General features: G+C 57.2%; 16 protein-coding genes and 8 tRNA genes. 7 read left to right on the forward strand and 17 right to left on the reverse strand.

Translation table 11 applies throughout. The features are described from left to right. Positions 1-52 precede the first annotated feature (52 nt). From AO242_RS01905 to nirB, 3 genes are all read right to left on the reverse strand, one after another. Entirely contained in the window at positions 53-2338 is a 2286-nt protein-coding gene (locus AO242_RS01905; RefSeq protein WP_099267440.1) for a molybdopterin guanine dinucleotide-containing S/N-oxide reductase, read from the reverse strand. 198 nt (positions 2339-2536) lie between these two features. Then, positions 2537-2917 (reverse strand): nitrite reductase small subunit NirD, encoded by a 381-nt coding sequence (gene nirD, locus AO242_RS01910; protein WP_099267441.1) that lies wholly within the window; start codon positions 2915-2917, stop codon positions 2537-2539. Beyond that, complete coding sequence (gene nirB, locus AO242_RS01915) at positions 2917-5478, reverse strand: nitrite reductase large subunit NirB (RefSeq protein WP_099267442.1); 2562 nt, start codon at positions 5476-5478, stop codon at positions 2917-2919. Before nirB ends, nirD begins: the two co-directional genes overlap by 1 nt. Positions 5479-6061: 583 nt before the next feature. Between nirB and AO242_RS01920 the strand changes: the two genes are divergently transcribed. Together AO242_RS01920 and AO242_RS01925 are read left to right on the forward strand one after the other, a co-directional pair. Then, complete coding sequence (locus AO242_RS01920; protein WP_099267443.1) at positions 6062-6385, forward strand: helix-turn-helix transcriptional regulator; 324 nt, start codon at positions 6062-6064, stop codon at positions 6383-6385. Next, complete coding sequence (locus tag AO242_RS01925; RefSeq protein WP_099267444.1) at positions 6385-7650, forward strand: type II toxin-antitoxin system HipA family toxin; 1266 nt, start codon at positions 6385-6387, stop codon at positions 7648-7650. Before AO242_RS01920 ends, AO242_RS01925 begins: the two co-directional genes overlap by 1 nt. Before the next feature lie 288 nt (positions 7651-7938). Here AO242_RS01925 and AO242_RS01930 read toward each other — a convergent pair. From AO242_RS01930 to AO242_RS01965, 8 genes are all read right to left on the reverse strand, one after another. Next, positions 7939-8014: transfer RNA gene (locus tag AO242_RS01930), tRNA-Gly, on the reverse strand. Positions 8015-8016: 2 nt separating this feature from the next. After that, positions 8017-8092 (reverse strand) — tRNA-Glu (locus AO242_RS01935). 103 nt (positions 8093-8195) lie between these two features. After that, positions 8196-8271, reverse strand: a tRNA-Gly gene (locus tag AO242_RS01940). Positions 8272-8275: 4 nt separating this feature from the next. Then, positions 8276-8351: transfer RNA gene (locus tag AO242_RS01945), tRNA-Glu, on the reverse strand. 103 nt (positions 8352-8454) lie between these two features. Beyond that, a tRNA-Gly gene (locus tag AO242_RS01950) sits at positions 8455-8530 on the reverse strand. 4 nt (positions 8531-8534) lie between these two features. Then, positions 8535-8610: transfer RNA gene (locus AO242_RS01955), tRNA-Glu, on the reverse strand. 103 nt (positions 8611-8713) lie between these two features. After that, positions 8714-8789, reverse strand: a tRNA-Gly gene (locus tag AO242_RS01960). Between the two features lie 4 nt (positions 8790-8793). Then, positions 8794-8869, reverse strand: a tRNA-Glu gene (locus AO242_RS01965). Between the two features lie 287 nt (positions 8870-9156). Here AO242_RS01965 and AO242_RS01970 point away from each other — a divergent pair. Then, positions 9157-9915, forward strand: a complete 759-nt coding sequence (locus AO242_RS01970; protein ID WP_080238342.1) for a hypothetical protein — start codon at positions 9157-9159, stop codon at positions 9913-9915. A 48-nt stretch (positions 9916-9963) separates the two neighbouring features. On the opposite strand, the gene AO242_RS01975 is transcribed toward AO242_RS01970, so the two are convergent. Then, positions 9964-10446: a GAF domain-containing protein gene (locus AO242_RS01975; RefSeq protein WP_027902450.1), complete on the reverse strand. Its 483-nt coding sequence runs from the start codon at positions 10444-10446 to the stop codon at positions 9964-9966. Then, a complete protein-coding gene (locus AO242_RS01980) occupies positions 10443-11333 on the reverse strand; it encodes an ATP-binding protein (protein ID WP_099267445.1) in 891 nt (296 codons plus the stop codon). Before AO242_RS01980 ends, AO242_RS01975 begins: the two co-directional genes overlap by 4 nt. 225 nt (positions 11334-11558) lie before the next feature. On the opposite strand from AO242_RS01980, the gene AO242_RS01985 reads away from it, so the two are divergent. Then, positions 11559-13901 (forward strand): response regulator, encoded by a 2343-nt coding sequence (locus AO242_RS01985; RefSeq protein ID WP_099267446.1) that lies wholly within the window; start codon positions 11559-11561, stop codon positions 13899-13901. Here the strand turns inward: AO242_RS01985 and AO242_RS01990 are convergent, their stop codons facing one another. Continuing rightward, positions 13902-14387: a glutathione peroxidase gene (locus tag AO242_RS01990; protein ID WP_099267447.1), complete on the reverse strand. Its 486-nt coding sequence runs from the start codon at positions 14385-14387 to the stop codon at positions 13902-13904. 325 nt (positions 14388-14712) lie between these two features. Continuing rightward, a complete protein-coding gene (gene msrB / locus AO242_RS01995) occupies positions 14713-15108 on the reverse strand; it encodes a peptide-methionine (R)-S-oxide reductase MsrB (protein WP_099267448.1) in 396 nt (131 codons plus the stop codon). A 192-nt stretch (positions 15109-15300) separates the two neighbouring features. On the opposite strand from msrB, the gene AO242_RS02000 reads away from it, so the two are divergent. Together AO242_RS02000 and htpX are read left to right on the forward strand one after the other, a co-directional pair. After that, complete coding sequence (locus tag AO242_RS02000) at positions 15301-16512, forward strand: pyridoxal phosphate-dependent aminotransferase (RefSeq protein ID WP_027902445.1); 1212 nt, start codon at positions 15301-15303, stop codon at positions 16510-16512. Between the two features lie 312 nt (positions 16513-16824). Continuing rightward, positions 16825-17712, forward strand: coding sequence for a protease HtpX (htpX, locus tag AO242_RS02005; RefSeq protein WP_027902444.1), 888 nt, complete (start codon positions 16825-16827; stop codon positions 17710-17712). 160 nt (positions 17713-17872) lie between these two features. On the opposite strand, the gene AO242_RS02010 is transcribed toward htpX, so the two are convergent. After that, positions 17873-18529, reverse strand: a complete 657-nt coding sequence (locus AO242_RS02010) for a thiopurine S-methyltransferase (RefSeq protein ID WP_099267449.1) — start codon at positions 18527-18529, stop codon at positions 17873-17875. A 103-nt stretch (positions 18530-18632) separates the two neighbouring features. On the opposite strand from AO242_RS02010, the gene AO242_RS02015 reads away from it, so the two are divergent. After that, positions 18633-19400: a DODA-type extradiol aromatic ring-opening family dioxygenase gene (locus tag AO242_RS02015; protein ID WP_099267450.1), complete on the forward strand. Its 768-nt coding sequence runs from the start codon at positions 18633-18635 to the stop codon at positions 19398-19400. 171 nt (positions 19401-19571) lie between these two features. On the opposite strand, the gene AO242_RS02020 is transcribed toward AO242_RS02015, so the two are convergent. Continuing rightward, positions 19572-21281 carry a DEAD/DEAH box helicase gene (locus AO242_RS02020; RefSeq protein ID WP_176469863.1) on the reverse strand — a complete coding sequence of 570 codons (1710 nt, stop codon included), beginning with the start codon at positions 21279-21281 and terminating at the stop codon, positions 19572-19574. Positions 21282-21480 lie beyond the last annotated feature (199 nt).

Below are 21480 nucleotides of genomic sequence, written 5' to 3' on the forward strand. Positions count from 1 at the left end.
GTTTATCGCGGGCAAGCCTCGCTCCCACAAGGGTTCTGCATTCCAAGCATCCCTACCCCATTATCATCGGCGGCTCGAACGCCGTGACTTCCGGCAACTCCCCTTCCCACTTCACGATATCCACCGTCGCCGTTTGTGCCGAGCAGCCTTGGGACAGGCTTGATGAGCCGACATCCTCAGTAACCATGTTCGGATTGCCGTGTTTTTCCAGGCTGCCGGGCTCGCCGTGCACCAGCGGATCGAACCACGCACCGGTGGCGATCTGGACCACGCCTGGGCGAATGTTATCCGAGACAATCACACCGGCCAGAAACGCCCCACGGTCATTGAAGACCTTGACCACATCGCCATCGCTGATACCCCGCGCCCGCGCATCGTCGGTATTGAGGGTCAGCGGTTCGCGTTGTTGAATCTTTGAAGAACGGCTGTAGCTGCCATGGTCATATTGGCTGTGCAGGCGGGTTTTCGGTTGATTGGATAACAGATGCAACGGATAGTCTGCCGCCGTGTTGTCCAGCCACACCGGGTGCCCGGGGCAGTCGGCATACCCGAACCCGGCGATGCGCTCGGAGAAAATCTCGATACGCCCCGACGGGGTTGGCAACGGATGGGCGTCGGGGTCCTTGCGAAAGGCTTGCAGCAACACCGTATCCTGCTCCGGATATTCGACTTCAAACACGCCATCGCGCCAGAACTGATCATAGTCCGGCAACTGAATGCCAAACTCCCCCGCCCTGCCCCGTGACTCTTCGTAAATGTGCCGCAACCAGCCCGAAGCATCCCGACCTTCGGTGAAGCTGTCGGCAAAACCCAGTCGGCCGGAAAGCTCGGCCAGAATCGCGTAATCGTCTCGGGATTCGCCCACCGGCTCGATCGCCTGTTGCATGGCGATCATGAAACGATCAGACGCCGAGCTGCCGATATCGTTACGCTCCAGCGCCGTCGTGGCGGGTAAAACGATGTCAGCGTACTTGGCCTGAGCGGTCCAGAACTGCTCGTGGACAATAATAGTTTCCGGGCGCTGCCAGGCTTTCAGCAGGCGATTGAGGTCCTGATGGTGGTGAAAGATATTCCCGCCCGCCCAGTACACCAGGCGGATGTCCGGATAATTCCGCTGCTGACCGTTGTAGTCGAACGCCGCGCCGGGGTTGAGCAACATGTCCGCCACCCGCGCTACGGGAATAAAGTCTTTGACGGGGTTCTGGCCTTGGGAAAAACGCGGCCCGGAGAACGCTTTGCGACCGCTACCGGTGTTGTTCATGCAACCGTAACCCAGACCGAAGCCACCGCCGGGCAAACCGATCTGGCCCAACAGCGTGGCCAGCGTCACGGTCATCCAGAACGGTTGCTCGCCATGCACAGAGCGCTGCAAGGAATAGGCGATATTGATCATCGTGCGCTTGCTGGCCATGCGTCGGGCCAGATCAGTGATCTGCGCAGCTGGAATATCCGTCAGGGCTTGAGCCCATTCGGGGTCTTTAGGCTGACCATCGGTAAGGCCAAGCAGGTAATCACGGAAGCGTTCATAACCCACCGCGTAACGCTGAACGAAGTCTTCGTTGTGCAAACCTTCGGTGACCAACACGTAAGCCAAAGCCATCATCAAAGCAGTGTCGCTGCCCGGGCGCACCGGCAGCCATTCATTGCGCGTTGGCCCAATCAGATCATCCCGCAGCGGGCTGACGTTGACGAATTCCACGCCCGCTGCGGACATGTCTTGCAGGGCCTTGGTCAGCAGGTGATCACTGGCACCACCGGGGCTGGTCTGGGCATTTTTGGCAGGCAGGCCGCCGAACGCGACGAATAGCTCGCAATGCTGCGCAAGGTTTTTCCATGAGGTATGCGCTGCCAACAACCAGTCCATGTTGCCGACAATATGCGGCATCAATACGCGTCCGGCACCGAGGCTATAGCTGTCGACGCTGGCGACGTAACCACCAAAGCCATTAAGGAAGCGGTGCAGCTGACTTTGCGCATGATGGAAACGCCCAGCACTGCCCCAGCCATAACTGCCGCCAAAAATTGCCTGATTTCCGTGTTCGGCTTTGACCCGTTTCAGTTGTTTCGCCACCAGTTCCAGCGCGACGTCCCAGGAAACTTCTACAAAGGGTTCCTGACCGCGTAACTCCGGACTGCCACCCTGCCCCTCAAGCTGCCCCTCCAGAAAACCGCGCCGCACGGCAGGCCGCCGAATACGCGTGGGCGATGTCAGCGCGTCAGCCACTGAATCACCGATAGGTGAAGGATCGCTGTCCCACTCCACCGGCACCAAAGCCCGCAGTTCGCCATCGACGACTTGCGGGCGATAAGCCCCCCAATGCAGCGAAGTGAAACTCATGACGCGGTACTCCTTTGGTTTAACCCGTATTCAAACGGGTTAAACCATAGCACTTAGTTTTTTATTCACTAAATGCATTTTCAGAATGGGTTTATATGCAAAGACTAACCATCAAAACTCCCCTGATCCACGCTACCGGCGAGCAGCAAGCGCGCTCCTACAGATAAAAGCATATAAATTCAAATGCGCGCGGCTTCACTACACCGCGAGCTGCACGTCCTCTCCCTCAAAGCGCACAGGCCAGACCCGCAAACGCTGCTCCGGGTATTCCAGACAGCTGCCATCCTTCAAACGAAAATGCTGCTTGTACAGCGGCGAGGCAATGACCAGATCACCCTTGATACTGCCGATCAGTCCGCGGCCAATCACGTTAACCCCGGACTGCGGATCACGATTGTCCACCGCGTAAAGCTGACTGCCCTCAGCGTCCGGCAGATAGAACAGCGCGACCTGCGCGCCGTCGAGCCAGACCACAACGCCAGAGTTGGTCACCAGATCTTCTCGGCCGCAAACCGTATGCCACGCAAGACTCGAATCAGGTGCAACAGGTTCGCTGTGTTTGATAGCTGTCAGGCTCATCAGAGTGCCTCCTCGACGACGGGAATAAGGTTCAGCTCGGCAGCCGTGGCCGGACGACGCTGGCCGCGCTCCTCGACGAAATGGATGTCCGGGTCCGGCCGCTTGTCATTAACGAAGGTGCGGAAACGCTTGAGTTTCTCCGGGCTCTTGAGGGTGTTGGCCCATTCGCATTCGTAGCGATCAACCACCAGTTGCATCTGCGCTTCCAGTTCCGCGCCCAACCCGAGGCTGTCGTTGATGATCACATCTTTGAGGTAGTCCAGACCGCCTTCCAGGCTTTCGCGCCATACCGAGGTGCGCTGCAGCTTGTCGGCAGTGCGGATGTAGAACATCAGGAAACGGTCGATGTAGCGAATCAGGGTTTCGTCATCCAGGTCGGTGGCGAACAGCTCGGCATGGCGCGGACGCATGCCACCGTTACCGGAGATATAGAGGTTCCAGCCCTTCTCGGTGGCGATCACGCCAACGTCTTTGCTCTGCGCTTCGGCGCACTCACGGGTACAGCCGGAGACCGCGAACTTTAGCTTGTGCGGCGAGCGCAGACCTTTGTAGCGATCCTCGATGGTCAAGGCCATCTGCACGCTGTCCTGCACACCGTAACGGCACCAGGTACTGCCGACACAGGACTTCACCGTACGCGTCGATTTACCGTAGGCATGGCCGGTCTCGAACCCGGCTTCGATCAGCTCCGACCAGATGTCCGGCAACTCATGCAGTTGCGCACCGAACAGGTCGATGCGCTGGCCGCCGGTGATTTTGGTGTACAGGTCGTACTTCTTCGCTACCACGCCGATGGCGATCAGCTTGTCGGCCGTGATTTCGCCGCCCGCGATACGCGGCACAACGGAGTAAGTGCCGTTCTTCTGCATGTTGGCCATGAACGTGTCGTTAGTATCCTGCAAAGGCACCAGTGAGGCGTCCATGATTGGCTGGTTCCAGCACGACGCCAGAATCGAACCCACGACCGGTTTGCAGATATCACAACCGGTGTGGCCACGACCGTGTTTGGCAAGCAGTTCTTCGAACGTCTGCACACCCTCAACGCGAACCAGCGCGTACAACTCCTGACGGGTGTAGGCGAAATGTTCGCACAGGCTTTTATCGACGCTGACACCGCGAGCAATCAGCTCGTGTTCAAACACAGTTTTCAACAAAGCGGCACAGCCACCGCAACCGGTGCAAGCCTTGGTCTCGGACTTGAGCACGCCCAAATCGGTACAACCGCCATCAATGGCCGAGCAGATGGCGCCTTTGGTGACGTTGTGGCACGAACAAATGGTCGCGGTTTCAGGCAAAGACGCCGGGCCCAGAGTGGGTGCGCCAGAAGAACTCGGCAGGATCAGACTGGCCGGTTCGGCGGGCAGCGTGATCGCGTTCTGCATGTATTGCAGCAGGGTGTCGTAGTAGCTGTTGTCGCCCACCAGCACTGCGCCAATCACATGCTTGCCGGAGGCATCGACCACCAGGCGGCGGTAGCTGGCAGTGGTCTGATCGATGAATTGATAGCTGCGTGAGCCCGGCGTGTGGCCGTGAGCATCACCAATGGAGCCAACGTCGACACCCAGCAGTTTCAGCTTGGTGGACATGTCGGCGCCCATGAACGGATCAGCTTCGCCACCGCACAAGGTCGTCGCTACGGCGCGTGCCATCTGGTAACCCGGTGCAACCAGACCAAAGATACTGCCGTTCCAGGCCGCGCACTCGCCAATCGCGTAAATATCCGGATCGCTGCTCAGGCACTGGCCGTCGATGCTGACGCCGCCACGGGGACCAATGTCCAGACCGCATTGCCGGGCCAGCGCATCCTGCGCACGAATGCCTGCGGAGAACACGATGAGGTCGGTTTCGAGGAATTCGTCATTGCCGAAGTTCATCCGGTAGCGGTATTCCTCACCCGCCGTGATCGACTGCGTACCACGGGCCAGATGCACCCCGACGCCTAATTGCTCGATGCGATCCTTGAGGGCGATACCGCCCTGCTCGTCCAGTTGAACCGGCATCAAGCGCGAGGCGAACTCCACGACGTGCGCTTCGAGGCCAAGGCTTTTCAGGGCATTCGCAGCTTCCAGTCCCAACAAGCCACCGCCCACCACAACACCGCGAATAGCGTTAGTCGCCGCAGTGCGGATCGCATCAAGGTCTTCCAGAGTGCGGTAAACCAGACGTGAGTCACCGTGAGCCCCTTCAATCGGTGGCACGAACGGGTAGGATCCGGTGGCCAGCACCAGCTTGTCGTAATGCACACTACCGCTGGCGGTGATGACTTTGTGGCCGTCCCGGTCAATCTCCAGCACTTGGGTGCCAAGGTGCAGCGTGACGCCGGGCGTCTGATACAGCGCAGCATCGGAAAGCGCCAGCGACTCGGCATCACGGCCGGTGAAGTACTCGGACAAATGCACGCGGTCATAAGCGCGCATGAGCTCTTCGCCAAACACATGCAGTTGATAGTGCTGCAACGCGCCACCGGCAATCAATTGCTCGACACAGTGGTGTCCGACCATGCCATTGCCGATCACGATCAGGGTTTGCAGCGAGTTCGAAGAATCAATATTTGTGTTCATGGATAGCACCCGACCAAAGCCAATCACGGAATAAAAAGCAAAAAAAAGCGCCTGAAACCTTGCGGTCTCAGGCGCCTTTGCCTGTTCGTTTGGTGGTTAACCTGGCCTCTATGCCTGATCCACCCATAGTGCCCTGGCCTTGTTGGCTGATCGATCTTCGTTGACCGACGGGCTGCCCACTCGACTACGTTCGCGGTGGACCTGAACAAGGGTGATGCAGCGTTTGTGCCAGCCTTCGTGCAAATCGGGAAAACCCGCGTAAAGCCAGACTGTCGACGCGGGTATACAGGAGCGGTTTGGCGTCACGGCTCATGATTTGGCGCATCGCCATGGTGCAAATCGGGCGCAGTCGGCTTTATATAGTGCAACAAGCGCGTTATCCAGGGTGCTTTATTGACTCAATTGGCGATGCATGAGATGCAATCTATATGATTCTCTCGCTAAAAAAGAGCCATATAAGACTCTTCACGCCAAAAATGTAACCTATAAGGCTCTTTATTTAATAAAGTAATCTATATAGCTCATTTATCTTGACGAGAGCCATATAGATTACATACTGCGTACCTCACCGAGGGACCGCGCCATGAAAACCACATTGCTTGATCAAATCCGCCAACGTCGTCTTGCGCTTGGCTTGAAAATTCAGGAAATGCCATTGCTCGCAGGGCTCACAAGACAGCAGTACGGCAAAATCGAAGCGGGTGGCAACCCACGACTCAACACGCTCGATCAGATTGCTGAGGGGTTGGAGTCGGCGCTGGTTCTGGTCCCCAAGTCGAAGCTCGCTGCCGTTCAACGCATTCTTGCCAGCGAAGCTCAAACGGAGATCAATCAGCGCTACACCGAACCTGGAGTGCAAACTTTGACGGTCAGCGAAGAGGCTGAAAACCCCTGGGGAGACCTCTGATGGTCAAAGAAACGGTCTCAGCCTTACGATTGACCCTTCAGGGTGAAAACGTCGGTTATGTCGCGGGGTACTCCAACGGCAAGAACGTTTTCACACTAGCGCCCGAGTACGTCCAAAACGAGGCCAAAAATCCGCTGACGCTGTCCCACAACAACCCCGCGTCTCTGGCCCGGCAACTTGCAGCAAGCCATCCCTACATCAGCAGCCATAAGCTGCACCCGGTGCTCAGCAACCTGCTTCCAGAAGGCGCGTTACGCGACTTCCTGTCACAAGCGATGAAGGTTCATCGGGATAATGAATTCCCGCTGCTGACCTGGCTGGGCCGAGACCTCCCCGGCGCACTGATTGCCTACCCTCTGGAAGCCTCGGAAATCCCGCATCTGGCCCTTCAGTACCGTGGAAAAATCCAGCCCACCGTTATCGATATTCCTGATAGCCGAGCGCATTTTTCTCTGGCTGGCGTACAAATGAAATTCTCCATGCGCAACCAGGACGGGCGTTACATCACCGGCGACCCCGATGCTCCCGGGGACTGGATTATTAAAACGCCTTCGACCGTGCATCCGTTTGTGCCACTCAATGAATACACAGCAATGACACTCGCTGCCCTTGCTGGCGTGAACATCCCCGAAATCAAGCTGATCCCGATGACCCACATCGAGGCGCTTCCCAACATCAATCTGCCGAATGAGCAGTACGCCTATGGAATACGTCGATACGATCGATTGCCAGACAACAAGCGCGTCCACTCAGAAGACTTTGCCCAGATTTTCTTTGCCTACGCCCACGACAAATACCGCGCGGCCAGTTATGAACAGGTAGGGAAGCTGATTTATCAAAACTCGCTTCAAGGCCAGCGCGACGCGGCGCAGATGGCGGTGAGACTCCTGGTCAACATACTGCTGGCGAACGGCGACGCGCACCTCAAGAACTGGAGCATGATTTATCCAGATGGCCGCAACGCCGAACTGTCTCCCGCGTACGACATCGTTGTGACCAAGGCCTACATCACCGATGAAAACCAGTACGCCCTGAATATGGGCGGTAGCAAAAACTGGTACGAAGTTTCCATGGAGGACTTCAAGAAGTGGGCGGAATATGGGGATATTCCGTGGCGTCCGGTTCTCTATAACCTCAGAGCGGCGCTGGAGAAAGCTCGTACCCTTTGGCCTGCGGCGCTGGATGAGAGCAGGATGGCGGACGACCACAAAAGCGTTTTACGCAAGCACTGGAAGCGGCTGCATGCTGATTTTCGGATTGGGTGACTTGCGACAGATCTTGCCTCGCTGATAAAACCACGCTGTTCACAGCAAACACGGCTGGATTGAAATGCATTTTCTGTAGGAGCTGCCGAAGGCTGCGAAGCATTTCTCCTGACACACCGCGATCGCAGCCTTCGGCAGCTCCTACAGGCCCTATGTTTGCCACGATACAGCCCGGTGCCTTGGACACCGGGGCCACTTCTACAGAAAAATATGCCAAATCAGATAGCTGGGCATTAAAAAACGCACAAACAAAAACGCCGCTCTATTGAGCGGCGTTTTCGTTAAATATGGAGCGGGAAACGAGACTCGAACTCGCGACCCCGACCTTGGCAAGGTCGTGCTCTACCAACTGAGCTATTCCCGCAATGGCGTCCCCTAGGGGACTCGAACCCCTGTTACCGCCGTGAAAGGGCGGTGTCCTAGGCCACTAGACGAAGGGGACACGCTAACTGAAACACATGGTGTGTATTTCAGTGCCCAAATCCAAGTCCGAAGACTGGGTTCTGGTTTCACTCAATCTCGCCCGGAAGCAAGACTGCATAAACTGGAGCGGGAAACGAGACTCGAACTCGCGACCCCGACCTTGGCAAGGTCGTGCTCTACCAACTGAGCTATTCCCGCAATATGGCGTCCCCTAGGGGACTCGAACCCCTGTTACCGCCGTGAAAGGGCGGTGTCCTAGGCCACTAGACGAAGGGGACACACGAACTGAAACACATGGTGTGTATTTCAGTGCCCAAATCCAAGTCCGAAGACTGGGTTCTGGTTTCACTCAATCTCGCCCGGAAGCAAGACTGCATAAACTGGAGCGGGAAACGAGACTCGAACTCGCGACCCCGACCTTGGCAAGGTCGTGCTCTACCAACTGAGCTATTCCCGCAATATGGCGTCCCCTAGGGGACTCGAACCCCTGTTACCGCCGTGAAAGGGCGGTGTCCTAGGCCACTAGACGAAGGGGACACACGAACTGAAACACATGGTGTGTATTTCAGTGCCCAAATCCAAGTCCGAAGACTGGGTTCTGGTTTCACTCAATCTCGCCCGGAAGCAAGACTGCATAAACTGGAGCGGGAAACGAGACTCGAACTCGCGACCCCGACCTTGGCAAGGTCGTGCTCTACCAACTGAGCTATTCCCGCAATATGGCGTCCCCTAGGGGACTCGAACCCCTGTTACCGCCGTGAAAGGGCGGTGTCCTAGGCCACTAGACGAAGGGGACACACGTACAACTTCACTACTTAACTTGCGTTCCGCTAGGTGCTTTACGCTGTAAGTGGCGCGCATTCTATGGATGGATTGAGGGGTCGTCAACCCCAATGTGAAAATTTATCTAAATCAATGACTTCGCCTGCTTTATCCAGCCGCCTGGCGCTGCGCGCTTCAGGTATTTATGTATTGGCCGACAAACTACAAGCAGTGCATCTATGCGCAATAGTGCTTAGCCACTACACTCACTTCAAATTTACTGACTACAGCTATATAGAGGTTCGCGCGGTGACTCCACTGATGATTACCCTGATGGTAGTAGCCGGCATTGCGCTCCTGATCGCGATCGGCTATCTCAACCATGTGGCAGAAAACTCCAAGCTGGATAAAGCGCGAACGAAGATCGAGCTCAGCGACCGACTGCGTCGCTGCACCGAAATTTCCGAAACGTTCCCGGGCCAACTGGTCACCCCTGCTTTAAAGCTGCTGATGACCCGTCTGGAACTCAACGTGGTACAGCGCATGCTGGCGCTGGATAAAAACAGCGCACAGCTCAAAACCCGCGTCGACGAGCTGAACACCCTGGTTGCACAAGGCGACGCCATTGCCGTGACCAACCCGGCCAGCCCGATCCTCACCGAAGCCAAGGCCAAAGATGTTCGCTTTCTATTAGAAGCGCTGCATGGCCAGGTCACTCGCGCTGCACATGACGGATTTCTGCAAACCAGCGAAGCCAAGCACTGGATTCGCGAGATCCGCAATATTCTGGTGATGCTGCATATTGAATTCTTCAACAACCTGGGCCAGGCCGCACTGCAGCAGGACCAGCCTGGTCAGGCGCGTCTCGCGTTTGAACGCGGCGTGCAGTACCTGAAGAACCAGCCAGATCCTGTGACGTATCAAGCCGCATTGATAGCCATGGAAAAACAGCTGGCACGTGCCAACTCCATGGTACTGACCAACATTGCGCCAACCGCAGACGACGACAACGCTCTGACCGAAGGTCTGAAGGCGGACGACACCGAATCGGAATGGAAGAAGAAAGTCATCTACGACTGATAGACGACGGGTTGGCGCATACGCTTTGAGCGATGCGCCAACCAGGACTCAACAGTCCGTTGCTTTCAGAAAGATCGCTGCCAATTGCTCAATGCCTGCCTGATCCTGCTCCGAAAAGCGCCCTACCTTCGGACTGTCCAGATCCAACACCCCAATCAAGCGTCCCTCTTTCACCAACGGCACCACCAGCTCGCTGTTCGATGCGCTGTCGCACGCAATGTGCCCCGGAAACTCATGCACGTCTTCGACACGCTGGGTTTGCAGACTTTGCGCAGCAGCGCCGCACACACCGCGGCCAAACGGGATGCGCACACACGCGATTTGCCCCTGAAACGGCCCCAGCACCAACTCTTCATCACGGTTGAGATAAAAGCCGGCCCAGTTCAGATCATCAATCTGGCTATACAAAAAAGCCGAGAACTGTGCGGCGTTGGCGATAAAGTCTTTCTCATCAGCCAATAGAGATTCCAGCTGAGCAGCCAACAGACCGTAGCCTTCCAGCCCGGCACCGGTGTTTTGCAAGTCAATCATGGTTGTTGCTCCAACAATTTCAAACCTACCCAATAACGTGCGAATTGATAGGCGCACCGCCCATTGCGGTTGCCCCGTCCGGTTGCCCAGCGGATCGCGTGCTTGTCCAGTTCCTCATCACGCTGCCAGCTCAGGCCGGCCGCCAGGGCAAGTTGCGTGATCCAGTGTTCCACTACGTTCAGGTAGTGCTCCTGAGTGAACGGGTAAAACGACAGCCACAGCCCAAAGCGATCCGACAGTGCAATCTTGTCTTCTACGGCCTCGCTTGGATGCAGTTCGCCATCGACTTGCTGCCAGTTGAGATTGTCGCTTTCCTTTTCCGGCACCAGATGACGACGGTTGGACGTGGCATAAAGCAGAACGTTGTCCGGAGCCTGCTCGAGAGAACCGTCGAGCACACTCTTCAGAACCCGGTAATCGCTCTCCCCTGCCTCGAAAGACAGGTCATCGCAGAACAGCACAAAACGCTGCGGCAGCTTTTGCAGTTGCTCGACGACACGCGGCAGATCGCCCAGATGATCGCGCTCGATTTCGATCAGCCGCAGGCCCGCCTTCGCGTACTCGGCGAGTAGCGCACGGATCAGCGAAGACTTGCCTGTCCCACGCGAACCCCATAGCAAAGCATGGTTGGCCGGAAGACCGTCGATGAACTGACGCGTATTGCGACCCAATTGTTCACGTTGCAGATCGACACCGATCAGATCAGACAAACGCATGTCGAGGCTGACTTCAAGCGGCATCAGGTAACCGCTGCGGCCTTCACGAACCCAGCGCGCGGCCATGGAGTGCGACCAGTCGACCGCTTCCCGTGGCGCTGGCAGCAGCGGTTCAAGCCGCGCCAGTACGGCGTCGGCGCGTTCGAGAAAAGCATTCAAGCGAGAGTCCACAATGGCTCCTTGATTAACACGCAGTAAACACGACGGGACTGGCCTGAGCAGTGAGGAAAGCGGTTCCGGTCACATCTGTAGATAAGATGTGCCAACGCCTTCACGGCTAATGCCAGTCCTACAAATATTCATTTCAATTCAGTTAACTATAAGTTGCTTGATGAGAGCCAGCGCCGATCAGCTATGCTTGCCCCCGCGAAGGACACCAGAAGTGGCAATACCCTCATGGACATAGCGTTTACTCAACGGCTCTCGTATAAACAGGCCCGCCTGACCGTTTTGCTCGGCTTCATTCTGGGGATGTTGCTGAGCCTGATACAAATTGCCATCGATTATGCCAGCGAAGATGCGTCCATCAATCGTGAAATTCGCTCTCTGCTGGAAATCAGCCACAACCCGGCCTCACGCATTGCCTACAATATCGACGCCGAGCTGGCTCAGGAACTGACCCTGGGCCTGTTGCAATCCCCGGCGGTGGCGGGCGCCAGATTGACCGACAACAACAATGTGGTGCTTTCCAGCGTCGAACGCCCCTTCGCGCAAAGTCGCTACCGGTTTGTCAGCGACTTCCTGTTTGGCGAAAGCCGCCAGTTCGAAGACACCCTGAACCTGGCGCACTTACCCAACGAACCGATTGGCACGCTGCGCCTGAACGTCGACACCTTTGCCTTCGGTAATCATTTCCTGCAGCGCTCGGGCATCACGCTGCTCAATGGCTTCATGCGCAGCCTGATTCTGGCGGGCGTGCTGACCCTGCTGTTCTACATGACACTGACCAAACCCCTGGTTGACGTGATACGGGCTCTGGCCACACGCGATTCAAGCAACCCTACTCCCACACCACTGCGATGCCCACCAAAGCACGAAAACGATGAAATCGGCGTACTGGTAGATGTCGCCAACCGCCAGTTTGCAAACATCGCTTCAGAACTGGCGCGGCGGGTTGAAGCCGAAGACCGCCTGACGGCACACCGCAATGAACTGGAAGACATCGTTTCAGCCCGTACCACTGAATTGAAGGCCAGCAACGAAAGGCTGAGCAAGTCCAATGAAGAGCTGAAAATCGCTCGCAGTACGGCGCTGGACATGGCTCAGGCCCGCACCGCGTTTCTGGCGAACATGAGCCATGAAATCCGCACGCCACTCAACGGGCTGCTAGGCATGCTCGCCCTGGCGCTGGACAGCCCCCTGAGCGCCGAACAGCGTCAGCAACTGTCGATTGCCCACGACTCGGGCAAGGTGCTGGTGGAACTGCTCAACGACATACTCGACATGTCCAAATTCAACGCGGGTCACTTGCAGGTCGAGCGCATCCCCTTCGATCTCGGCGCGTTGGTAGAGGACACCGCCAACCTGCTGTCACAGAATGCGGCGCCCAGCGTCGAGCTGACCTGCTTCATTGATACGCAATTTCCGGCTCTGGTGGTGGGTGATCCGACACGGGTCCGACAAATCGTCAGCAACCTGCTTTCAAACGCGCTGAAATTCACCCGTTTTGGTCGGGTGGATGTGCGACTGAGCAACTATCAAGATCCTGACACCCTGGAAAACAGCGTGCGCATTGAAGTGCGGGATACCGGCATCGGCATTGCCCAAGAAGCACAGGAGAGGATTTTCCAGCCTTTTACCCAGGCAGAAGCGGCGATTACCCGGCAATTTGGTGGCACCGGATTGGGTCTGGCTTTGACCCATAACCTGTGTGAAGCCATGTCAGGGCAATTGAGTATTCATTCGGAGTCAGGATTCGGCAGTCAATTCTGCGCAGACCTGCCACTGCCCATCCATCAGGCCACCATTACTCCGACGCCTCTAAAAGGCCGCGTCGTAGTTGTCAGCAACGCGGGCAGCGGGCTTGTTGAGCTACTGGGCAATTTGCTGCCTGAATGGGGTATCGATTTTCAGCGATGGAGCATGGATGACAATGTGCTGAATATGGACCCCAGGAGCAGTCCTGATCTGGTGATCACCGATTGCCCGGAATGCCTGTTTGGCATGCGCCCGACGATTGATGTGCCCATTCTGCTGGTGACTGCCTACGGCAACTTCATGCCAAGCGAACAGGTCAGCGCCCTCGCCCCCCTGCAGCAACATGCTCGACCGCTGGCACGCAATGCCCTTTATCAAAGCCTGTGTCGGATCCTGCAACCCGAGCAGATTCCCGACCGGGATACGGAAGCGGCCGACAGCAAGACCTTGCGCCCGGCCAAAATCCTGCTGGTGGAAGACAACCCGGTCAATCAATTGGTAGCCCGAGGGATACTGAGCAAACTGGGCTGTGAGGTGATTGTCAGCAGCCACGGCGGCGAAGCGCTGGAGCAGCTTGAACTTCACGAGTTCGATCTGGTGCTGATGGACTGCAACATGCCGGTCATGGATGGCTACGAAGCCAGCCGCCAGATCCGCCAATGCGGACGCTGGCCACAACTGCCGATCATTGCGCTGACTGCCAATGCCATGCCCGAAGAGCGCGAACGCTGCCGGGCGGCAGGCATGAGTGATTATCTGGCCAAGCCGTTTCGCCGTTCCGATCTGGTCAGCCTGCTGGAACAGTGGCTACCGGTGAAATGACTATTTGAGCAGCGTCTCGATTTCGCTTTTCAGGTCCTCGGGCTTGGTCAGCGGTGCGAAACGTTTGACCAACTGACCGTCCTTGCCAATGAGAAACTTGGTGAAGTTCCACTTGATGCGCTCGGACCCGAGTAAACCCGGCGCCAGCTTCTTCAACTGGACGAACAACGGGTGGGCATTGCTGCCATTGACATCGATTTTCTTGAACAGCGGAAAACTTACCCCGAAATTCAGCTCACAGAATTCCGAAATAGCCCCTTCGTTGCCCGGCTCCTGCTTGCCAAACTGATTGCAGGGAAAGCCCAGCACGACCAGCCCCTGATCCTTGTAGTCCTGCCAGAGCTTTTCAAGCCCTTCGTACTGCGGGGTAAAACCGCACTTGCTTGCGGTATTGACCACCAGCACAGCCTTGCCGGAAAAGTCGGCGAGGGTTTTCGATTCACCCTTGATCGTCGTAACCGGAATGCTCAGCAGATTGGCGCTCATGACAGTGATCCTTGATGAAAAGCGGGTCCTGAAATTAGCGCGCCATTGACTGGCGCGCATCTCAATTTCCGGGAGTGATGGAGGCTTATAAGTGGCTTTGACCGTGGCACGGCTTATGCGGCCGTTTGCGATCAATTTGGGAGATTCTATGTTGGCCTGCAATCCGTAGGACCGGCTTTAGCCGGGAGAGCGCTATTTCTGCCGAAGAATATTTGGTGAATGTACCTACGCCCTCCCGGCTAAAGCCGGTCCTACGGCCCCTTCGTTTGCTTCGCGACAGCGCGGTGTCAGTGACACCGGGCCGGTCCCTACAGGAAATCAGGCTTCAGACGCGCGGCACCAAGTCCAGGCACACCGAGTTGATGCAGTAACGCAGGCCAGTGGGCGGTGGGCCATCAGGGAATACGTGACCCAGATGCGCGTCACATTTGGCGCAAACCACTTCAGTGCGAATCATGCCGTGGCTGACATCGCGCACTTCGACCACTGCGCTGCCTTCGAGCGGCGCGTAGAAACTCGGCCAGCCGCAACCGGAATCAAACTTGGTAGAAGAGTCAAACAGCGGCTCGTTGCAACAGATGCAATGATAGACGCCATCGGTTTTGGTGCTGTTGTATTTACCGGAGAACGGACGTTCGGTGCCCTTGAGGCGGCAAACGTTGTACTGCTCCGGGTCAAGCATGGCTCGCCATTCTTCCAGCGTCTTGTCCAACTTTTCCACAGGTACACCTCCGCAGTCGAAAAAGCCTGATCTGTATCTTCTCCACAGATCAGGTGGCACGTATCATTGCGCCTCATTAGGCGCCAGTCTGTCACTCACGTTTCGACCATACAAACTCATTTTTACGGCGTCATACCCGACGAACCAGATTTCCAGCTCGCTACGGCTCGTCCATTTTCGGGATCAATCACCATGCAGTTCAGCAAATCGAACAAGCTCGCCAACGTCTGCTATGACATTCGCGGCCCAGTGCTCAAGCACGCCAAACGCCTGGAAGAGGAAGGCCATCGCATCCTCAAGCTGAACATCGGCAACCCTGCGCCATTTGGTTTCGAAGCGCCGGACGAAATTCTGCAGGACGTGATCCGCAACCTGCCGACCGCTCAAGGCTACAGCGACTCCAAAGGCCTGTTCAGTGCGCGCAAGGCCGTTATGCAGTATTACCAGCAGAAGCAGGTTGAAGGCGTCGGCATCGAAGACATCTACCTGGGCAACGGCGTCTCCGAGCTGATCGTGATGTCGATGCAGGCATTGCTCAACAATGGCGATGAAGTACTGATCCCGGCTCCAGACTATCCGCTGTGGACAGCTGCCGTCAGTCTGGCCGGCGGCAACCCGGTGCACTATCTGTGTGACGAGCAAGCCAACTGGTGGCCTGATCTGGCCGATATCAAGGCCAAGATCACCCCGAACACCAAAGCCATGGTGATCATCAACCCGAACAACCCGACCGGTGCCGTGTACTCCAAAGAAGTACTGGAAGGCATGCTCGAACTGGCGCGCCAGCATAATCTCGTGGTCTTTTCCGACGAGATCTACGACAAGATTCTCTATGACGATGCCGTGCACATCTGCACTGCCTCGCTGGCACCCGATCTGCTGTGCCTGACGTTCAACGGCCTGTCCAAATCCTATCGCGTGGCAGGCTTCCGCTCCGGCTGGGTCGCCATCTCCGGCCCTAAACACAACGCGCAAAGCTACATCGAAGGCATCGACATCCTGGCCAATATGCGCCTGTGCGCCAACGTGCCGAGCCAACACGCCATTCAAACCGCGCTGGGCGGCTACCAGAGCATCAACGATCTGGTTCTGCCTCCAGGCCGCTTGCTGGAGCAACGCAACCGCACCTGGGAACTGCTCAACGACATTCCCGGCGTCAGCTGCGTGAAGCCGATGGGCGCACTTTATGCGTTCCCGCGGATCGATCCGAAGGTCTGCCCGATCCACAACGACGAGAAGTTCGCCCTTGACCTGCTCCTGTCGGAAAAGCTGCTGATCGTTCAAGGCACTGCCTTCAACTGGCCATGGCCTGATCACTTCCGCGTGGTCACCCTGCCGCGCGTCGACGACCTGGATCAGGCCATTGGTCGCATCGGCAACTTCCTGAAGACCTATCGTCAGTAACCCCAGGACCCGCTGCGGCGCATAAACTGCGCCCGACGGGAATTCCTGCCCTCTCTTTGCGGTCATAGCGATTCCTGAGCAAGGGATCGCTTTTGCTGTGGCCGCGTTCGTGCCGCAATACAAAAAAACAATCTGCGCGTAACAGCGTTCAGAGCCAGCCGCTCTGGGCCGGAACCTGTTTGCCTAAAGCGAATGCTACTGGTTCGCGCCGGACGACACAGTTTGAAATAGTCGCCAGGTTGAATAGCCGCTGACATCACCTTATATACCCCGCAACGCGTTACATATTCGTCACAGGAGAACATCCAAACCATGATGCGCATTTTGCTGTTTTTGGCCACTAACCTGGCGGTCGTGCTGATTGCCAGCATCACCCTGAGCCTTTTTGGCTTCAACGGGTTCATGGCGGCCAATGGGGTTGATCTGAACCTCAATCAGCTGCTGATCTTCTGCGCTGTATTTGGTTTCGCCGGCTCGCTGTTCTCGCTGTTCATCTCCAAGTGGATGGCGAAAATGAGCACCGGCACCCAGATCATCACCCAGCCGCGTACCCGCCATGAACAATGGCTGGTACAAACCGTCGAGCAACTGTCCCGCGACGCTGGTATCAAGATGCCGGAAGTCGGGATCTTCCCTGCCTACGAAGCCAACGCTTTCGCCACAGGCTGGAACAAGAATGATGCACTGGTCGCTGTCAGCCAGGGTCTGCTGGAGCGCTTCTCACCTGATGAGGTGAAAGCGGTACTGGCCCACGAAATCGGCCACGTTGCCAATGGCGACATGGTGACTCTGGCGCTGGTGCAGGGCGTGGTGAACACCTTTGTAATGTTCTTCGCCCGCATCATCGGTAACTTCGTCGACAAGGTGATCTTCAAAACCGAAAACGGTCAGGGCATTGCTTACTACGTGACGACGATCTTTGCCGAACTGGTTCTGGGCTTCCTGGCCAGCGCCATCGTCATGTGGTTCTCGCGCAAACGCGAATACCGCGCTGACGAAGCCGGTGCCCGACTGGCAGGCACCAGCGCCATGATCGGTGCCCTGCAACGCCTGCGCTCCGAACAGGGCGTGCCGGTGCAGATGCCTGACAGCCTGACGGCGTTCGGCATCAACGGTGGCCTGAAGAGCGGTCTGGCTGCGCTGTTCATGAGCCACCCGGCTCTGGAAGATCGTATCGAGGCACTGCGCCGCCGCGGTTGATCAACCTGCATAAAAAAACCGGCCTTAGTGCCGGTTTTTTTATGCGAGTAAATAACCTGTAGGAGCTGCCGAAGGCTGCGAGGCATTCATCCTGACATACCGCCATCGCAGCCTTCGGCAGCTCCTACAGGTCAATCGTTTGCCGCACATCAGCGCCTTTTCAACGTCGAACCAAACGATAAACCCGCTCTTCCAGGCGTTCCACACCGCGCTGCTCAAATTTCACGCTGCCCTTGAGAACATCGCTGGTCTGCAATATGTCCAGTTCCCAGCCCTCGGCCATCAATCGCTGCACCTCCTCGTCCGGAACAGAGAACGGCGGCCCATCAATCTTTGCCTGATCGTAATCCAGCGTAATCAGCAGCCCTTGGCATTCAGCAGGCAATACCGACGCCAGGTGTGCGACATATCGCTCACGCATCGCAGGCGGCAAGGCAATCAATGCGGCGCGATCATAAAGCGCCGTACACCCCGCTACATCCTCAGCCCGCAACGCAAAGAAGTCACCGCACCACAACTCAATCCCTGCGCAGCCGTACACTTTGAACGCGCCACGCTGGCTGATGATAGGTTCAATGCGTTGCTCACTGAAAAACGCCTGGACCGCTTTTTCCGACAGCTCGACACCCAATACCTTATGCCCCTGCTCCGCCAGCCAGACCAGATCAAGGCTCTTGCCGCATAAGGGCACCAAAACACGTCCATCCTTCCCGACCGCCAGTTCCGGCCAGAACTGCTGAAGCAAGGGGTTCGCTTGTTGCTGATGGAAACCAATCTGGTTGGCCGCCCACCGCTCGTGCCAAAATTCGGCCTGCATGAATACTCCTCATAATTCGATTAAAAGGCGCTAAAACTTATATTAGATTTAGATCAATGATCTGACTGAAGATGGCGTCATCTTAACGTTCAGGACGCCCGCTATGTTCCCCAGCCTGTTTATCTCCCACGGCTCGCCGATGCTTGCGCTGGAACCAGGCGAAAGCGGCCCGGCCCTGTTGCGTCTCGCAGCCGAGATGCCCAGGCCCAAGGCGATTGTTATTGTTTCAGCTCACTGGGAAAGCCAGGAGCTGCTGGTCAACGCCAACCCGCAGCCGGAAACCTGGCATGACTTCGGCGGTTTCCCCGCGGCCCTGTTTGCGGTGCAGTACCCCGCTCCCGGCTTGCCAACGTTGAGCGCTGAAGTCCTGGGGCTGTTGCAGGCTGCCGGGCTGGCAGCGCGCACTAACAGCCAACGACCTTTTGATCATGGTGTGTGGGTGCCACTGTCTCTGATGTATCCCGATGCCGACATCCCTGTTGTTCAGGTTTCCCTGCCCAGCCGCGAAGGCCCGGCACTGCAGACTCGCGTCGGCCGGGCGCTGGCCAGCCTGCGTGATCAGGGTGTATTGATTATCGGCTCGGGCAGCATCACCCACAATCTTGGTGAACTGGACTGGCATGCCGGACCGGAAAGCGTAGAGCCATGGGCCAAAGCGTTTCGCGACTGGATGATAGAGAAGCTGGGCAGCAATGATGAGGGCGCATTGCATGACTACCGGGCACAAGCCCCCAACGCCGTGCGCAGTCACCCAAGCGATGAGCATTTGCTGCCGCTGTATTTCGCCCGGGGTGCCGGTGGTGAATTCAGCGTGGCGCACAAAGGCTTCACGATGGGAGCACTGGGAATAGATATTTACAGGTTTGGGTGAGGCCACAGACCTGACGCCAATCTGTAGGAGCTGCCGAAGGCTGCGAGACGATATTCCTGATGCACCACCATCGCAGCCTTCGGCAGCTCCTACAGAAGCAGGAAACCCAGACAAAAAAATCCCCGAACCAGTCGGGGATTTTTTATTTCAGACGATCAACTCAAGCGCTGATCAATCTTCGCGATAGCGACGCAGCTTCAACTGCTTGCCTGCAACGCGGGTGTCCTTGAGTTTGGTCAGCAGACGCTCAAGGCCATCTTCCGGCAGTTCAACCAGGCTGAAGCTGTCGCGCACCTGGATGCGGCCGATTGCTTCGCGGGCCAGGCCGCCTTCGTTGAGGATTGCACCCAACAGGTTCTTGGCAGCGATACCATCACGCGCACCCAGCGCGGTACGGCAACGAGCACGACCTTCGGCCAATGGAACCGGAGCGCGACGCTCACGATCACCACTGCGCTCTGGACGATCCGACGACGAACGATCACTACGCTCACGCGGTGCATTGTTCGGCACCAGTGGGCGCTCGCGCTCGATGGCTGCCAGGGTCAGAGCCTGACCGTTGGTAGCTTTGCGCAGCAGAGCAGCGGCCAGGGCGCGCGGGCTGCAACCGATATCGGCAGTCAGACGGTCCAGCAGTTCGCCGTGAGTCGACTCGGCATCGCCAACCAGTGGCGACAGGCTGTTGGTCAGTTTCTTGATGCGGGCATCGAGAACAGCCTGAGCATCCGGCAGGCGGACTTCAGCAACTTTCTGACCGGTTACACGCTCGATCACTTGCAGCATGCGGCGCTCACGTGGAGTCACCAGCAGCAGTGCACGACCTTCGCGACCGGCACGGCCAGTACGGCCGATACGGTGAACGTAGGACTCAGGGTCGTACGGCATGTCAACGTTGAATACGTGAGTGATGCGCGGAACGTCCAGACCACGGGCAGCAACGTCGGTCGCTACAACGATGTCCAGGCGGCCATCCTTGAGGGAGTCGATAACGCGCTCACGCTGGTTCTGGGCAATGTCACCGTTCAGTGCAGCAGCCTTGTAGCCTTTGGCTTCAAGGGCACTTGCCAGATCCAGGGTCGCTTGCTTGGTACGAACGAACATGATCAGGGCGTCGAAATCTTCGACTTCCAGCAGGCTCAGTACAGCAGAGGTCTTCTGGTCAGCGTGAACCAGCAGGTGAGCCTGCTCGATCGCGGTAACGGTCTGGGTCTTGGTCTGAATCTTCACGTGCTTCGGATCGCGCAGATGGCGCTCGGCGATGGCACGGATCGATTGCGGCAGGGTCGCCGAGAACAAAACGGTCTGACGGGTTTCCGGCATGGCCTTGAAGATAACTTCCAGGTCGTCCATGAAGCCCAGCTTGAGCATTTCGTCCGCTTCGTCGAGAACCAGGTGGTTCACGGTCGCGAGGACCTTCTCGTCACGACGCAGGTGATCGCACAGACGGCCCGGCGTGGCGACAACGATTTGTGCGCCATTGCGGATTGCTTTCAGTTGCGGGCCCATCGGCGCACCGCCGTAGACAGCCACAACGGTAACGCCCGGCATTTGCTTGGCGTAGGTTTCGAAAGCGGTGGCCACTTGCAGGGCCAGTTCGCGAGTCGGCGCCAGGATCAGTGCTTGCGGCTCGCGCTTGCTTGGGTCGATACGATGCAGGATAGGCAGTGCGAACGCGGCGGTTTTACCGGTACCGGTTTGCGCCTGACCGATCATGTCGTGGCCAGCAAGGATAATAGGGATCGATTGCTGCTGAATGGCCGAAGGCTCTTCGTAGCCAGTCGCGACGACTGCTGCAACAATATTAGGGTGAAGTTCAAGAGCGGCGAAGCCGCCGAGTTCCTGGGTCATGGGTCTGCCTCTAGTGCATCCGCAAAGACCCATGCTCCAAAGCTGCGCGTGCCGTGTACGACCCTAAAGTCACCCTGGCTGCTTTGTCGGCGGGGATTTGCGAAAACGTTTGATGAATGGATCGCCTAGGATAGTCCGCAGAGCGAACAAGCAGCCGAAGCTGGCTTCGGGGAATTGCAATACCTTGACGAGGGCCCTGTTAAAGACCGGCGCGCACTATACCGGAATTACG

Origin of the sequence: Pseudomonas sp. ICMP 561 (assembly GCF_002699985.1) — a bacterium.
GTDB lineage: Bacteria > Pseudomonadota > Gammaproteobacteria > Pseudomonadales > Pseudomonadaceae > Aquipseudomonas > Aquipseudomonas quasicaspiana.